Below are 15830 nucleotides of genomic sequence, written 5' to 3' on the forward strand. Positions count from 1 at the left end.
TTTTTCGAAATTTTCGTTTCTACTCAACCGCTTGCGCTTCCGATCCGATTCACTCTTCTCGTCAGCGGGAGGCGCATTCTACAGCGTTCAAACCCGCTGTCAACACCTCCGATTCAGCTTCATTCGCCAGTGGCGAACCTTGCGAAGCGAACCCTTCCAGCCCCTTCGCCAAACACTTAACTCATTGATCTACAAGGAGTTTTGTTTGGCGACTGCGCCGGAAGAGGTGCGCATTATAGGGATGCAGAATCTGCCGTCAACACTAAATTGAAACTTTTTTGTCATCCCGCCTGAATAGCGCGAAAACCCTAGGCAGGTAGCGCTCCACGATTGGAACTCGCAACAGCAGCAACCCGATACCTGTAAAGGCATAGCCGGACCATTCGGCCATATCCGCTCGCACAACCCAGAGCATATGCAGTAGAGCAATCGCCAGGATCGCATATACCAGCCGATGCAATTGCTTCCAGCGCTTACCCAGGCGCCGGATGCTGAAGCGGTTCGACGTTACCGCCAGGGCCAGCAACCCACAGAACCCAAGGGCACCTACGAATATGTAGGGACGCTTGCCCAGGTCAATCAGTAATTGCTGCATATCCATGCCGAGCAGGAAGACGGCATACCCCGTGATATGCAGGACCACATAAGTGAAACACCAAAGCCCCACTTGCCTGCGCACTGCAACCCACCCTCCCCAGCCAGTCAGTTTCTGCAGCGGAGTCATGGACAGGGTGATGAGCAGCAACCAGAGCGCCCCCAGCCCCAGACGATCCACAAGTACCTTGCCCGGGTCCGGCCCAAGGGCGAATATCCAGGCTTGATAGAGCCACAGACCGACCGGGATCGGCGCCACGAGAAACACGAACAGTCTCCAGAGTCTGAACCGCATCAGTAGTACTTCCTCAGATCCAGCCCGGCATAGAGGCTGGCCACTTCGTCATAGCCGTTGAACATACGCGTCGGCACGATATTCGGGCTGAACAATCCACTAGGGAGGCGCCGCTCATGGGCCTGGCTCCAGCGGGGATGGTCTACCTCAGGATTGACGTTCGAATAGAAGCCATATTCCTCAGGGGCGATGGATTGCCATGTCGTGGGCGGTTGCTCACTGACCAGACTGATTCGCACGATGGACTTGATGCCCTTGAATCCATACTTCCAGGGCACCACCAGGCGTAGCGGTGCTCCATTCTGATTCGGCAACACGCGACCATACATACCCACAGCAAGAATCGTCAGCGGATGCATGGCCTCATCCAGCCTTAGCCCCTCCACATATGGCCAATCGATCAGGGAGAAACCGGAGCGCACGCCAGCCATCTCCTCTGGAGCGAGACGAGTCTCGAAGCTGACGTACTTGGCTTTGCTCGTAGGCTCGACCCGCTTGAGCAATTCAGCCAAGGGAAAGCCCAGCCAGGGAATGACCATGGACCAGGCCTCGACACAACGCAGCCTGTAGATGCGCTCTTCAAGCCCGTGTGGCCGGACCAGATCCTCTACTGAATAAGTGCCCGGCTTGCCCACTTCTCCATCGATTCGCACCGTCCAGGGTTCGACCTGCATCTTCTCCGCATAACGCGCCGGGTCGCCCTTGTTAGTCCCGAACTCGTAGAAGTTGTTGTAGTGGGTCGCGTCCTGAAACGGGGTGGTCGACTCGTTCCCCGGCGTTACCGCCTGCCATCGGGTACTGGCGAGCTTCTCACTGAACCACGTTGGCGCCGGCGCTGGCTCGACATCCGGATAGGCCGATGCATCCTGGGCACGGCCAGGCATCGCAGCCATGGCCGCCAGGGCACCGGCCGCACCAAGCAGTTGGCGACGGGAGAGGTAGATGGACTCGGAAGTGACTTCGCTCTCGCGACACGCGGAGGAAGAGGGAATCTGGATCAGCATGGCGGCTCCGCAACTTGGGCAGGGATGCCCAGTAGACTGCGGAGCCGCGAGGAAATTACATCACTCGACCTGCTTGCGGCGACGCAGCTGGAGCAAGTATTGCACCGGGCCGGAGGCGGCGTAAGCCAGGAAGATCAGCAGAAGGATGCGCGGCGGGTCGCTGAACACTACAGCGAAGACCAGCACGACCACGAGAATGGCCACGAAGGGCACACGTCCTTTCAGGTCCAGGTCCTTGAAGCTGTAGAACTTGATGTTGCTGACCATCAGCATGCCAGCCAAGGCGACCAGCAGGGCAACGATGAACGACATGTTCGAGCCCTTGATACCGAAGTCGCTGAATGCCCAGACGGTACCGGCCACTACGCCTGCCGCAGCCGGACTGGCAAGACCGATGAAGTAGCGCTTGTCCACCTTGCCAATTTGGGTATTGAAACGCGCCAGACGCAGCGCCGCGCCGGCCACATAGATGAAGGCAACGGTCAGACCTACGCTGCCCAAGCCACTCAAGGCCCATTCGAAAGCCAGCAGGGCAGGCGCAACGCCGAAGGCGACCATGTCCGACAGCGAGTCGTACTCGGCACCGAAAGCGCTCTGGGTATTGGTGAGTCGCGCAACGCGGCCATCGAGACTATCCAGCACCATGGCGACGAAAACGGTAGCGGCAGCCACCGAGAAGTTGCCGTTCATGGCATTGACGATGGCGTAGAAGCCGGCGAACAGGTTGGCGGTGGTGAAGAGATTGGGCAGCAGATAGATACCGCGGTGGCGAACCTTGCGCCCATCGGCGTCCTGCCCTTCCTCGACATGCTCGTCGATGGGCAGCAGGCTCTCGCCCTCGGTGGGCTGATTCGGCTCTTCGGGACGTTCACTCATGAACTACATCCTTGCAACGAATACGGTTTGTGGTGGGCAACACGCGGGATGCAGCGCCCGGCAAACAGGCTTTATACCAGAACCCTATCGCCATAACGAAAGAACGCGGCCAAGGCCGCGTTCTTTCTGGATCGGAAAAGACCTTAGTTCTTGGTCTTGTCGACGATCTTGTTGGCGGAGATCCACGGCATCATCGCGCGCAGACGCTCGCCAACCTGCTCGATCGGGTGAGCAGCGTTGTTGCGGCGGTAGGCGGTCATCGAAGCGTAGTTCGAAGCACCTTCCTGGATGAACATCTTGGCGTATTCGCCGTCCTGGATGCGCTTCAGAGCGTTGCGCATGGCCTGACGGGATTCGGCGTTGATGACTTCCGGACCGGTTACGTACTCACCGTACTCGGCGTTGTTGGAGATCGAGTAGTTCATGTTGGCGATGCCGCCTTCGTACATGAGGTCGACGATCAGCTTCAGCTCGTGCAGGCACTCGAAGTAGGCCATTTCCGGCGCGTAGCCAGCTTCGACCAGGGTTTCGAAACCGGCTTTCACCAGCTCAACGCAACCGCCACACAGAACAGCCTGCTCACCGAACAGGTCGGTTTCGGTTTCGTCCTTGAAGGTGGTTTCGATGATGCCGGTACGACCACCGCCCACGCCGCAAGCGTAGGACAGGGCAACGTTCTTGGCGTTGCCGGAAGCGTCCTGGTAAATAGCAACCAGGTCAGGGATACCGCCGCCTTTCACGAACTCGGAGCGAACGGTGTGGCCCGGAGCTTTCGGCGCGATCATGATCACATCGAGGTCAGCGCGCGGTACAACCTGGTTGTAGTGGATGGCGAAGCCGTGGGCGAAGGCCAGGGTGGCACCCTTCTTCAGGTTCGGCTCGACTTCTTCCTTGTACAGCTTGGACTGGAATTCGTCCGGGGTCAGGATCATTACCAGGTCAGCAGCGGCAACGGCTTCCGGCACGCTCTTGACGGTCAGGCCGTGGGCCTGGGCCTTGGCAACGGTGGCGGAGCCCGGGCGCAGGCCAACGGTCACGTCCACACCGGAATCTTTCAGGTTGCACGCGTGAGCGTGGCCCTGGGAACCGTAACCGATGATGGCAACTTTCTTGCCCTGGATGATCGAGAGGTCACAGTCTTTGTCGTAATAAACTTTCATGTTCTTGACTCTTATAACGAAAGGGATGGGGTGCGCGCACCGCGACAAGGGCACATTAAGCGATCTGATCCATTGCGTAAAATGATATATTCGCAATGCAACGTGCCAACATGCGAAACGCTCATGGACAGCCACTCCCTCAAGCTCTTTCTTTCCCTGGCAGACAACCTGCACTTCGGCAAAACTAGCCGCGAGCAGCATGTCAGCCCCTCCGCGCTCAGTCGCAGCATCAAGCAACTCGAGGACGAACTCGGCGCACCACTGTTCGTGCGTGACAGCCGCTCGGTTCAGCTGACACGCGAGGGGCAGCAGTTCCGCGAATACGCGAGCGAGGCCATGAGCGGCTGGCATGCCATCCGCCAACGACTCATGCAGGACCAACTGGACCTGAACGGCGAACTCTCCCTGTATTGCTCGGTGACAGCGAGCTACAGCTTCCTCTACGACATCCTGAGCAGCTTCCGCCTGGACTACCCCCGCATCGAAATGAAGCTGCACACCGGCGACCCCGCAAAGGCCGTCGAGCGGGTGCAGCAGGGGCTGGAGGATCTTGCCATCGGTGCCCGACCCGACAACCTGCCAGCCGGCGTCGAATTCCAGTCGATTACCCGCTCGGAGCTGCGCTTCATCGGCCCACAGTCACCTCAACTGCTGACCGAAGAACAAAGGAGGCAGCCCACGGCGCAGAGCTGGAAGGACGTACCGATGATTCTCTCGGAAGAAGGCCTTGCCCGGACCCGGACCGACCGCTGGCTGAAAATCCACGGCATCAAGCCGCGCATCTATGCCCAGGTAAGCGGCAACGAGGCCATCGTCAGCATGGTGAGCCTGGGATTCGGTATCGGCGTGGCCCCGCAGATCGTGCTCGACAACAGCCCACTGACCGCACGCATTCGAATCTACGATATCCAGCCGCCATTGGCCCCCTACGACATCGGTCTGTTCGCCCTGGAAAAACGCCTCAAGGACCCGCTGATCGCAGCATTCTGGAATCGCCGCCAGTAAAATCCGGGCAATAAAAAACCCCGCACAAAGCGGGGTTTTTCATTACTGCGATCAGATAGTCAGCACTTTGTCGCCACGGGAAATCCCGGTGACGCCACTGCGTACAGTTTCCAGGATCGAGCTGGTGCCGATGGCCTGGATGAAGCTGTCCAGCTTGTCGCTAGTGCCCGCCAGCTGGATCGTATAGACGCTGGAAGTCACGTCGACGATCTGGCCACGGAAGATGTCGGTGGTGCGCTTGACCTCGGCGCGCTGGGCGCCAGTGGCCTTCACTTTGACCAGCATCAGTTCACGCTCGATGTGAGCGCTCTCCGACAGGTTCACCAGCTTCACCACTTCGATCAGCTTGTTGAGGTTCTTGGTGATCTGCTCGATCACTTCATCGTGGCCGATAGTGGTCAGCGTCAGACGCGACAGGGTCGGGTCCTCGGTCGGCGCCACGGTCAGGCTTTCGATGTTGTAGTTGCGCTGAGAGAACAGGCCGACGACGCGGGACAGTGCGCCCGGCTCGTTTTCCAGCAGCAGGGAAATGATGTGTCGCATGTTCAGGTCCGCTCCGTCTTGCTCAGCCACATGTCGCGCATGGCGCCATCCCGAATCTGCATCGGGTAGACGTGTTCGCTGGAGTCGACCTGGATATCGAGGAACACCAGACGGTTCTTCAGCGAGAACGCCTCTTCCATCTTCGCTTTCAGATCCTTCGGATCGGTCACGCGAATGCCGACGTGGCCATAGGCCTCGGCCAGCTTGACGAAATCGGGCAGCGATTCCATGTAGGAGTGCGAGTAACGGCTGTTGTACTGCATGTCCTGCCATTGGCGGACCATGCCCAGCGCACCGTTGTTCAGGTTGATGATCTTCACCGGCAGGTCGTACTGCAGGCAGGTGGACAGCTCCTGGATGTTCATCTGGATACTGCCCTCGCCGGTCACGCAAGCGACGTCGACTTCCGGGAAGCTCAACTTGATGCCCATGGCCGCCGGGAAACCGAAGCCCATGGTGCCCAGGCCACCGGAGTTGATCCAGCGATTGGGCTTGTTGAAGCGGTAGTACTGCGCCGCGAACATCTGGTGCTGACCCACGTCGGAGGTGATGTAGGCATCACCCTTGGTCACTTCCCAGAGGGTCTCGATCACGCTCTGCGGCTTGATGATGCTGCCGTCGCCCTTGTCGTAGGGGAACAGGTCGCCACCAGCGCGCCACTCATCGATCTGCTTCCACCAGGCCGCGACGGTTTCCTTGTTCGGGGTCTCGCCGATTTCCTTGAGGATGGCGACCATCTCGGACAGCACGCTGTCTACCGGGCCAACGATCGGGATATCGGCCTTGATGGTCTTGGAGATCGACGCGGGGTCGATGTCGATGTGGATGATCTTGGCGTTCGGGCAGAACTTGGCAGCGCCGTTGATGACGCGGTCATCGAAGCGCGCGCCGACAGCCAGGATCACGTCGCAATGGTGCATCGCCAGGTTGGCGGTGTAGCTGCCGTGCATGCCGAGCATGCCGACGAACTGGCGATCGGTACCCGGGAAGGCGCCAAGGCCCATCAGGGTGTTGGTCACCGGCAGGTTGAGCATCTTGGCCAGCTCGGTGAGCTGCTCGGATGCGTTGCCCATGACCACGCCACCACCGGAGTACATGATCGGACGCTTGGCGGCCAGCAGCATCTCGGCGGCCTTGCGGATCTGACCGGAGTGGCCACGGACCGCAGGGCTGTAGGAACGCAGCTTGACCTTCTTCGGGTAGCTGTATTCGAACTTCTGGGTCGGGTCGCCCATGTCCTTCGGAATGTCGACGACAACCGGGCCGGGACGACCGGACTGGGCAATGTAGAACGCCTTCTTGATCACCTCGGGGATTTCCGAGGGATGCTTGATGATGAAGCTGTGCTTCACGATCGGGCGGGAGATACCGACCATGTCGGTTTCCTGGAAGGCATCGGTGCCGACCATGTTGCTCGGCACCTGGCCGGACAGGATCACCATTGGAATGGAGTCCATGTAGGCGGTGGCGATGCCGGTAACGGCGTTGGTCGCACCCGGACCGGACGTCACCAGCACAACACCGGGTTTGCCGGTGGCGCGGGCGTAGCCGTCAGCCATATGGGTAGCAGCCTGTTCATGACGGACCAGGATATGGGTCACTTCATTTTCTTTGAACAGGGCATCGTAGATATGCAGGAGGGCACCACCCGGGTACCCATAGATGTACTTAACGCCTTCGTCACGCAGCGAGCGGACGACCATTTCAGCGCCAGATAAAAGCTCCACGTTTTTCACCTCTAGAACGCCAGATAACCGCCCGCGACCGGACAGCCTGATTAGGTTTGCCTGCAATCAGCGCGTGAGCGACTGGTGGTCGCCGACTACGTCAGCTACTGACTGAACAAGCATCGGGTCGGCCCCTGAGAGTTGTTGCGGGGCTTTCCCACCCAGCGCGAGGTAACGCGTTGCGGGTGTTACAGGTCGGCGCGGGTGTGCACCTCATCGTCTACTACAGCTTCCGACTTGCGGCCGGCCCACTGGAATAGCGAACCCTGGATTCTTCGGATAAGCACGAGACAAGTCAAGTAATCCGTTGAGGAATCTTGCATGGATTGCTGTGACGCGACGCAGGATCAAGGTCGCCGGCTTTTGGTTATAGTTAGCCGAGGACTCACCGCCACTTGAAGGAAACAGCATGCATCGCATGATTTTCGCCGGCAGCCTGTTGCTGGCACTGGCCACGTCTGCCATGGCCGGCCAAGTCTACAAATGGGTCGATGCCCAGGGCGTTACCCACTTCGGCGCGCAGCCGCCAGACGGCCAGCAAGCCACGAGCGTGAATACCTCGGTACCGAAGCCGCGCCCCAGCCTGCCGCTCCTGGACAGTGAGATTCAACAGCAGCAGGCACCGCAATCGGAGAGCCAGCCGGTAGGCGACCAGAAAGCCATCGACGAAAAAGTGAAGGCGGAAGTTGCAACTCAGGAAGCGGAGCGCCGCAAGTACTGCGACAGCATCCGTACCAACCTGGCGCAGTTGCAGAACAACCCGCGACTGCGCACAGAAGTGAACGGTGAAATGCGCCGCCTGAGCGAAGAAGAGCGGCAGTCCCGAATCAAGGATGCCGAAAAGGCGATCAGCGAGAACTGCAACTGAGGCGTCGCCTCAGTTCGCCCCGCCTATCAACCGGTCGAACGCTCCCAGGGCGTCGAGCAGCCTGCCCGCTTCGGTCAGCCGCTCCCGGTAGGCCTCTTCCGCCATAGCACGGATGCCTGACGCGTGAGGCAACTCCAGGTCGTTCTCCAGGATGACCTTCATACGCGGCAGGAAGATCCACTGCAGCCACTGCTCGAAGGCCAGGGTGTCCACACAGAAAGGCGCCTGGCTGGCCAGGGCATCATCACTGGGCGATACCTCATCCCACCAGCCAAGACTGCGCAGCTCCTGCTCGATGAGCAGGAGTTGGTCGGCGATGTTGACGCAGCGCGGGTCCATTACAGGTTGACCTTGGCTTTATCACGAGCCAGTGCAGCACCGGACGGATCGCCCTGGCGGTCACGGGAGCGTGCGATCAGATCCCACAGGCTGGCCTGCATAGCCGGACGGCCGCTGGAGTAAGTCAGCGCGCGACGTGCAAACTGCTCGGCCTGGGCCGCATCGCCCTGGGCCATGCGCACTTCGGCCAGGCGATAAAGCACCTGGGGTTCGCGCGGCGCGATGCGCTGAGCGCGCTCCAGGCTGGCTGCCGCACCATTGAGATCACCGCCACCCTGCTGTTGCTGAGCAGTGGTCAGCAGCGCCAGGACCGGGCCATCGAGTTGCTCGTCAGCCGCCAAGCCACCCGTGTTGCCGGGAATACCCGTCGGGGCGCTGGGTGCCGGAGCGCTATAGCTCGGCGAACCATAGTTGGAACTGGGCGCACCATAGCTCGGCACGCTGGGTGCGCTCGCTGCCGGACCAGTAGTGATGGGGCCGGGGGTGATCCCACCGCTGGTGATGCTGCCACTGATGGGCGCGCTGGGAGCGGGAGCCGCGATGGGAGCGCCGGAATTGGCACCAGGCACCATCACCACCACACCGGCATCCTCGGGAACGCTGCGCGGCGCGGCGGGCGCCGGATTGTAGCCACCACGGTTGGAACTGCCCTGCTCAAGTTCGGACAAGGGCGCGCCGGAATCGACCACGGGAATGGCGCCCCGCTGCGGGGTGGCGCAACCGGCCAGCAGAGCGGCTGCCGCAAGGGCGGGAATCCAGGCTTTACTCACGTTTCATCCTCTCGGTTCATTGCATCCAACCGCGAACCCAGTCCATCACCGAGTCCACGGGAGCTCCCAGGCCGCAAGGTGCGCCCGGGACAGGTTCACTGCCACGAATGTAGGGCATCTGGACCGCACCGGGGCAGCTCGCATCGGAGCCCTGGCCGCTGTGCGGGTCAATCCACGCCTGCACCACGTTGTCCGGCATCGGCATATCCAGCGGCAGCGGGTCAGCCTTGCGCATGAAGGCGGTCCAGACCTGCAGCGCGCCGGTTGCTCCGGTCAGCGGCGTCTTGCCGTTATCATCGCGCCCCAGCCAGACCACCGCCAGCAGATCCTGGCTGAAGCCGGCAAACCAGCTGTCCCGCGAATCGTTGGTAGTACCGGTCTTGCCCGCCAGGGTCAGGGACGACGGCAACTGGCTGTACACCGACCGCGCAGTGCCTTCGCGCATCACACGCTGCATCGCGTTCTGCACCAAGTAGATGGCGCCCGGATCGAAGCGTTGCTGAATCTGGAAGGGGTAGCGCTTGAGCGGTTCACCCTCGGCCGTCAGCACACTGCGAATTGCCCGAAGCGGTGTGTTGAATCCGCCGTTGGCCAGGGTCTGGTACATGGTCGCCACTTCCATCGGGCTCAGCGCACCGGCACCGAGGAGCATCGAGGGATAGGCCGGCCACTCACGGGAAACACCCAATCTCTCAAGGGTTTTGAGCACATTGGGCACGCCCAGTTCCAGACCGAGCTTGGCAGTCGACAGGTTGTAGGAGTTCGCCAGCCCCTGGTACAGGTAGATGGTGCCGTGGGCGCGGCGATCGTAATTCTGCGGACGCCATACCTGGCCGTCCTGTCCCTTCACCGAGAAGGGTTCGTCTGCGACCCAGCTGGTCAGGGTGTACTGGCTCGGGCGCTCGAGGGCGGTGAGGTAGACAGCCGGTTTGATCAGCGAACCAATGGGGCGAACGGCGTCCACCGCACGGTTGAAGCCGGCGAAGCGCGGCTGTCGGCTGCCAATCAGCGCCTGGATTTCGCCGGTCTCCGGGTTGCTTACGACCATGGCCGATTCCACCTGATCGACACCCTTGCGCCCTTCCAGGCGTTTCAGGGTCTCGTTCAGCGAGGTTTCCGCCTTGGACTGCAGGATGGGATCGAAGCTGGTGAAGATGCGCAGACCTTCCTCAGTCAGGTCCTCTTCGCGGTAATCCTCGCGCAACTGGCGTTTCACCAGATCGAGGAAGGCCGGGTAGGAGCTGTCCGCCAGGCTGCCGCGCTTGCTCACGCCGAGGGGCTTCGCCTTGGCTGCGACGGCTTCGGCTGGCGTGATCACGTTCTGCTCGGCCAGCAGATCGATCACCAGGTTGCGACGCTCCAGCGCACGCTCCGGGAATCGGCGGGGGTTGTAGTAGGAGGGCCCCTTGACCATGCCCACCAGCAACGCAATCTGATCCACCTTCAATTCAGCCAGGGGCTGACTGAAGAAGTACTGGCTGGCGAGGCCGAAGCCGTGAATGGCGCGCTGGCCGTCCTGGCCGAGGAATACCTCGTTGAGGTAAGCCTCGAGGATTTCACGCTTGTCGTAATGCAGCTCCAGCAACACCGCCATCATGGCTTCGGTGGCCTTGCGGGAGATGCTGCGCTCGCTGGTCAGGTAGAAGTTCTTCACCAACTGCTGCGTCAGCGTACTGCCGCCCTGGCGCAGTTCACCGGCGGTGGCGTTGACCCAGAACGCACGAGCGATGGACTTGATGGACACGCCGTGGTGATTGAAGAACTCACGGTCTTCGGTCGCCACCAGGGTTTCCACCAGATAGGCCGGCACCTGATCCAGCTTGATCAGCACGCGGTCTTCATGATGAGCGGGATAGAGGCCACCGATCAGCAGGGGTTCCAGGCGCGCAACCGCCAGGTCCGCGCCGCTGGCCTGATTCAGCCCGGCCACGAAGTCGCCGGAGAAACGCACGCGTACGCGCTGGGCCGGCTCGGCGCCCTCATAGAACTGGAAGCCGCGGGTATTCAGCTCGACGGTACTGCCCGACACCGAAGCGGCACCCGGGCCGTTGGACACGCTTTCGCGCCGATAGCCAAGGGCGTCCAGTTCCTTCAGGAAGTCGTCCTTGGACAGCTTCAGGCCAACGAACAGCTCCAGCGGACGCGCGTAGACCTTGGCCGGCACCGTCCAGCGCTTGCCGGAGAATTTCTCCTGCACCACGGCGTCGAGATAGATAGCGAAACCGGCCAGAATCACCAGGCCTACCAGGCCCAGTTTGAAAGCCCAGCCCAACCAAGGGCGAAGGCTGCTGGAACGGCGTTTTGAGCGGGACTTGGGAGAGCGGGGACGTGTCATGGCGGCGCATTATACGCACTTTATCCACAGCCAACAGGCACGCCCTGACGGTTTGCAGGGCGTCGCACAGAGGCGATAATGCCGGGCTTCCACAGCTACCGAACAAGGAACGCCCGTGAGCCAGTCCCTGATAGCCGCCCTGCAGAATCCCGCCCTCTACCCCCATGCGGTAGACGGGTTCCAGGTGATCGAGACGCACATCTCCTGGGTGCTGCTGACCGGCAGCTACGTATATAAGGTGAAGAAGCCCGTGAACTTCGGCTTCCTCGATTTCACCAATCTCGATGATCGTAAGCACTTCTGCGAGGAGGAGCTGCGCCTCAACCAGCGCCTGACCCGCGGCCTCTACCTCGAAGTCCTGCCGATCACTGGCAGCGCCGAGGCCCCGCAGATCGGCGGCGAAGGTCCGGCCATCGAGTACGTACTGAAGATGCGCCAGTTCCCCCAGGAAAACCTGCTCAGCGCCATGCAGGCCCGCGGCGAACTGACCCCCGCTCATATCGACGCCCTCGCCGAGCAGATCGCCAGCTTCCACCTGGCCGCCCCGAAAGTGGCCGTCGAGCACCCGCTGGGCACTCCTGATGCGGTGATGATGCCGGTGCGCCAGAACTTCGAGCAGATCCGCCCGATGCTGAGCGATAAGGCCGACCTGCAACAACTGGACGCCCTGGAAGCCTGGGCCGAGAGCAGCCACGAGCGACTCAAACCGCTTCTGGCGCGCCGCAAGCAGGAAGGCTTCATCCGCGAATGCCACGGTGATATCCACCTGGGCAACGCCACGCTGATCGATGGCGAGGTCGTGATCTTCGACTGCATCGAGTTCAACGAGCCCTTCCGCTTCACCGACGTCTACGCCGATACCGCCTTCATCGCCATGGACCTGGAAGATCGCGGCCTCAAGTCTCTCTCCCGCCGCCTGGTCAGCCAGTACCTGGAGCACACCGGCGACTATGAGGGCCTGGAGCTGCTCAACTTCTACAAGGCCTATCGCGCACTGGTCCGCGCCAAGATCGCGCTGTTCAGCCTGGCCCACCAGCCCGACGCGGTGCAAAAGGCCGCCACGCTTCGCCAGTACCGCAACTACGCCGGGCTGGCGGAAAGCTACAGCGCCATCCCCTCGCCGTTCCTGGCCATTACCAGTGGCGTATCCGCCTCGGGCAAGAGCCACGTGGCGCTGCGTCTGGTGGAAGCCCTCGGCGCCATCCGCCTGCGCTCGGACGTCGAACGCAAGCGCCTGTTCGGTGAACAGCAGCAGGGCAGTGAAGGCCTGCAGAGCGGCATCTATAGCACCGATGCCAGTTCCGCCACCTACGAGCACCTGAACCAACTGGCGCGTGTCGCCCTGCACGCCGGCTTCCCCGTGGCCATCGACGCCACCTTCCTCAAGCAAGACCAACGCAAGGCCGCACGCCAGGTCGCTGAGGAAACCGGTACGCCGTTCCTGATCCTCGACTGCCATGCACCGGAGGCGGTGATTGAATCCTGGCTGATCCAGCGCCAGGCCGAAGGCAGCGACCCGTCCGACGCCACCATGGAAGTGGTACGCGCTCAACTGGCCAGCCGCGAACCACTGGATGCGAACGAGCAAGCGCAAAGCAAGCGCATCGACACCGATCAGGCCGCCAGCCTCGACGGTCTGGTGGAGCTCATCCGCCAGCATCTGCCGGGCGTCTGACCCTCCTACGCCGCGTCGGGCAACATCCGGCGCGGCTTCTATACTGCCGGCTGAGTCGCCCTCAGCCGCGCAGCAGGATCTTCTCCCTCCAATTGCCGACATCCCCGCCGGCCGTTGGCACCTCCGCCCGAACGAAGCGACCCGCCCTATCGTCAGCAGTGATCGTTATCCGTGCAGGAAGCGCACGAGGATTGAGCGATAGCACAAGGCCACGCACTACGAATGGCCGCTACACTTATCCACAGCCCTGCCCCTCTCGCGCCCAATCCATCGCAAGGAGGCTCGATGAACGACGAACTGCAACACATGAAGAACCTGGGCAAGACTTCAGCACAGTGGCTGCATGCCGTCGGCATCCACAGTGCCTCCGACCTGCGCCGGCTCGGTGCGGTCGGCGCCTACAAGGCTGTTCGGGCCAGGGGCTTCAGGGCCTCGAAAGTACTGCTCTACGCCATCGAGGGGGCCCTTCTGGATATTCACTGGAATGACCTGCCCCCCGGCCACAAGGCAGAGCTGAACCATCAACTGGACACTCCAGGCGCCAACAACAAGAGCTAGCTCACAACCTCCGCCAAGAGAGATTTACGAGCTAGGCGAAGGTCCCTATTGTTTCAGGGACCTTCGTGTGCGACGCCATTCCAGTCAGTTCAAGGAATTTCTGCCATGTACCTACTCGGGGAGCAACCGGCCTACGCCGACCAGCTGATCAACAGACTGCAGAGCATCCCTGGGCAGTTGCTCGACGGGCTGGAACCGAGCGGCCCCGCGCTGCGATTGGAGCAGGTCGAGGACCTGGCGCCGATGCTGCCGGGCAACCAGTTGTTCCTGATCGAGAATGGCCTGATCCACGCCATAGTCGACGAACGCCCCCTCTTCTATCTGCAGGAAGGCGACCTGATCGGTCTGCGCCAAGGCATCGACCTGCCCTCCTGCCGCTACAGCAGCGACGAACCCATCAGCCTGCTGCCGTTCAGCCGCAGTGAAGTGTTCAAGCACATCTATGGCAACGAAAAGCGCCAGGAACTGTTCATCCAGTACCTGGTGGGTCATACCGCCCTGCTCTCGGACGCCGTGGCCCGACTGAAACAGCCTGACGTTCGTCCCTCTACCGGTTTCCAGCACTTCTCCGCAGGCGAAGAGCTGATTCACCAGGGCGACGAAGCCGACCACGTGTTCATCATCATCGAGGGCCACGCCGAGGCGTACGTCGATGGGCAGAAAGTGGGCGACGTGCAGAAGGACGAGATCTTCGGCGCTATGGCCGTGTTCACCCGGGAGCGGCGCAGCGCCACGGTGGTAGCCAGCGAGGCCTGCACCGTGATGGTGATCCCCAAGGAGCAGTTCCTCAGCCTGATGCAAAGCAATCCACGCATCGCCCACAGCCTCATCGAGAGCATGGCGCGCCGCATCGATCTGCTGAACAAGGAAGTCACCCAGTTGCGCCTGTCGCCCGAGCGGGCCTGACCCCGACACCTGACCCGATAAAGGAAACCCCGGCACAAGGCCGGGGTTACTGCTTTCAGGGCATCGCGCGACAGGGCATGAAGAAATCCCCCGAATCAACGCTTGACTTGAAAATGAGAATTGTTATTATTCTCGCAACTGATCGCGAGATCAGCCGGTAAGCTGGGAGACCAAGCAGTCGGACTCTTCAGATTATCTCCTCATCAGGCTAATCACGGTTTTGGACCCGGCAATTTGCCGGGTCTTTTTTTGCCCGCGGGTTCTGATCCCGAAGCTCAGCGCGTCGGCGCCATCTGCTTGAGCATATCGGCGCAATGATCAATGGGCGGCAGCGCCGCGGTGTACCAGACGAAGTCGGCTGCGCCCCGCTCCACCGGCTTGCCCACTTCCGACAGGATCAGCACCGCGCTGCCATCAGGCTTGCCCAGGTCCGCCAGATGCAGGGGCACGCCCAGGTCGCGACGCACATGGTAGGCGCCAGCGAACAGCATGGCCGGGCCGGGTGCCGCCAGCAGCCGCTCGGCCATGCGCCGGTCACGTTGCTGCTGCACCGCCAGCATCGCCGGCATCTGGGACTCCGGCAGCATTCCGCAGTGGGATTCACGAATCTGCTCCAGCAACGGCCCGCGTACCGCATCGGCGGTGGAGAGCTTGCCCTGCAACACCGGACGCTCGTTGTAGATGCGTTCTATCTCGCTGCGGTCGAGGTTGGCAGCCAGCAGCGGGTACGGCTGCACCAGCGCATGACGGACGATCGGGCCGTACAGGTCCCAATCCCAGTTCTTCTGCCAGGCCAGCGACTGTGGCAGGTCCGCCGGCAGCAGCCCCTGACGCACGGCATCCACTTTGGCCTGTTGCTCGGGATCGAGCATTTCCAGCAGCAGGCTGCCCTGGTCGCGACGGGACTCCAGCGCCTCCAGCAACCACAACTGCAAGGCATGGTGGTCCGGGTTGTCGTGCTGCTCGCCGACCAGCACCCGCGGCTGGACAGCGAGCCGGTCGACCAGTTGCTCCGGCGTCAGACGTTCGCCGGTGCGCAGGTCACGGATTACGCCCAGGTCCGCGCTATCGCGGCCCTCGGGGCTTTGCCAGGCAGGTACCGGCGGCAGGCTCTGGCAGGCGGCCAGCAAGCCGCAGATGAAAAGCAGGAAAACGCGCATGAAGGTTCCTTGTTC

16 protein-coding genes are annotated in these 15830 nt (G+C 61.6%); 6 read left to right on the plus strand and 10 right to left on the minus strand.

All coding sequences use genetic code 11. From position 1 onward, the window contains the following. Positions 1-188, plus strand: a 188-nt coding sequence (locus E8F06_RS05205) for a hypothetical protein (protein ID WP_280364871.1), incomplete at its 5' end; no start/stop codon positions are given. A 74-nt stretch (positions 189-262) separates the two neighbouring features. On the opposite strand, the gene msrQ is transcribed toward E8F06_RS05205, so the two are convergent. The 4 genes from msrQ to ilvC form a co-directional block, all read right to left on the minus strand. Then, a complete protein-coding gene (gene msrQ / locus E8F06_RS05210; RefSeq protein ID WP_280364873.1) occupies positions 263-889 on the minus strand; it encodes a protein-methionine-sulfoxide reductase heme-binding subunit MsrQ in 627 nt (208 codons plus the stop codon). Beyond that, positions 889-1893: a protein-methionine-sulfoxide reductase catalytic subunit MsrP gene (msrP, locus tag E8F06_RS05215; RefSeq protein WP_280364874.1), complete on the minus strand. Its 1005-nt coding sequence runs from the start codon at positions 1891-1893 to the stop codon at positions 889-891. Before msrP ends, msrQ begins: the two co-directional genes overlap by 1 nt. Positions 1894-1953: 60 nt before the next feature. Then, complete coding sequence (gene pssA / locus E8F06_RS05220) at positions 1954-2769, minus strand: CDP-diacylglycerol--serine O-phosphatidyltransferase (protein WP_190831896.1); 816 nt, start codon at positions 2767-2769, stop codon at positions 1954-1956. Between the two features lie 143 nt (positions 2770-2912). After that, positions 2913-3929, minus strand: a complete 1017-nt coding sequence (gene ilvC, locus E8F06_RS05225; RefSeq protein ID WP_016494721.1) for a ketol-acid reductoisomerase — start codon at positions 3927-3929, stop codon at positions 2913-2915. A gap of 123 nt (positions 3930-4052) precedes the next feature. Here ilvC and ilvY point away from each other — a divergent pair, with 123 nt between their 5' ends. Next, positions 4053-4934, plus strand: a complete 882-nt coding sequence (gene ilvY / locus E8F06_RS05230; RefSeq protein WP_280364881.1) for an HTH-type transcriptional activator IlvY — start codon at positions 4053-4055, stop codon at positions 4932-4934. A 51-nt stretch (positions 4935-4985) separates the two neighbouring features. Here the strand turns inward: ilvY and ilvN are convergent, their stop codons facing one another. Further along, positions 4986-5477 carry an acetolactate synthase small subunit gene (ilvN, locus tag E8F06_RS05235; RefSeq protein WP_028630051.1) on the minus strand — a complete coding sequence of 164 codons (492 nt, stop codon included), beginning with the start codon at positions 5475-5477 and terminating at the stop codon, positions 4986-4988. Between the two features lie 2 nt (positions 5478-5479). Further along, positions 5480-7204 (minus strand): acetolactate synthase 3 large subunit, encoded by a 1725-nt coding sequence (locus E8F06_RS05240; RefSeq protein WP_280364883.1) that lies wholly within the window; start codon positions 7202-7204, stop codon positions 5480-5482. Positions 7205-7613: 409 nt separating this feature from the next. Here E8F06_RS05240 and E8F06_RS05245 point away from each other — a divergent pair, with 409 nt between their 5' ends. Further along, on the plus strand, positions 7614-8072 hold the full coding sequence (locus E8F06_RS05245) for a DUF4124 domain-containing protein (RefSeq protein ID WP_280364885.1): 459 nt from the start codon (positions 7614-7616) through the stop codon (positions 8070-8072). 9 nt (positions 8073-8081) lie between these two features. Here the strand turns inward: E8F06_RS05245 and E8F06_RS05250 are convergent, their stop codons facing one another. The 3 genes from E8F06_RS05250 to mrcB are packed head-to-tail and all read right to left on the minus strand — an operon-like array spanning position 8082 to position 11516. Then, a complete protein-coding gene (locus tag E8F06_RS05250) occupies positions 8082-8411 on the minus strand; it encodes a YqcC family protein (RefSeq protein ID WP_280364888.1) in 330 nt (109 codons plus the stop codon). Then, on the minus strand, positions 8411-9181 hold the full coding sequence (locus tag E8F06_RS05255) for a tetratricopeptide repeat protein (protein WP_280364890.1): 771 nt from the start codon (positions 9179-9181) through the stop codon (positions 8411-8413). The genes E8F06_RS05250 and E8F06_RS05255 overlap by 1 nt, the downstream gene beginning before the upstream one ends. Positions 9182-9197: 16 nt before the next feature. Continuing rightward, entirely contained in the window at positions 9198-11516 is a 2319-nt protein-coding gene (gene mrcB / locus E8F06_RS05260) for a penicillin-binding protein 1B (protein ID WP_280364892.1), read from the minus strand. Positions 11517-11631: 115 nt separating this feature from the next. On the opposite strand from mrcB, the gene E8F06_RS05265 reads away from it, so the two are divergent. From E8F06_RS05265 to E8F06_RS05275, 3 genes are all read left to right on the plus strand, one after another. After that, positions 11632-13191, plus strand: a complete 1560-nt coding sequence (locus tag E8F06_RS05265) for an AAA family ATPase (protein ID WP_280364894.1) — start codon at positions 11632-11634, stop codon at positions 13189-13191. 285 nt (positions 13192-13476) lie between these two features. Further along, a complete protein-coding gene (locus E8F06_RS05270) occupies positions 13477-13749 on the plus strand; it encodes a TfoX/Sxy family protein (protein WP_151136930.1) in 273 nt (90 codons plus the stop codon). 105 nt (positions 13750-13854) lie between these two features. After that, positions 13855-14655, plus strand: a complete 801-nt coding sequence (locus E8F06_RS05275; protein WP_280364897.1) for a cyclic nucleotide-binding domain-containing protein — start codon at positions 13855-13857, stop codon at positions 14653-14655. Positions 14656-14930: 275 nt separating this feature from the next. Here E8F06_RS05275 and E8F06_RS05280 read toward each other — a convergent pair whose 3' ends face one another. Next, positions 14931-15815, minus strand: coding sequence for a ChaN family lipoprotein (locus E8F06_RS05280; protein ID WP_280364899.1), 885 nt, complete (start codon positions 15813-15815; stop codon positions 14931-14933). Positions 15816-15830 lie beyond the last annotated feature (15 nt).

Origin of the sequence: Pseudomonas sp. BN411, from assembly GCF_029871235.1 — a bacterium.
In the GTDB taxonomy this organism is placed as follows: domain Bacteria; phylum Pseudomonadota; class Gammaproteobacteria; order Pseudomonadales; family Pseudomonadaceae; genus Metapseudomonas.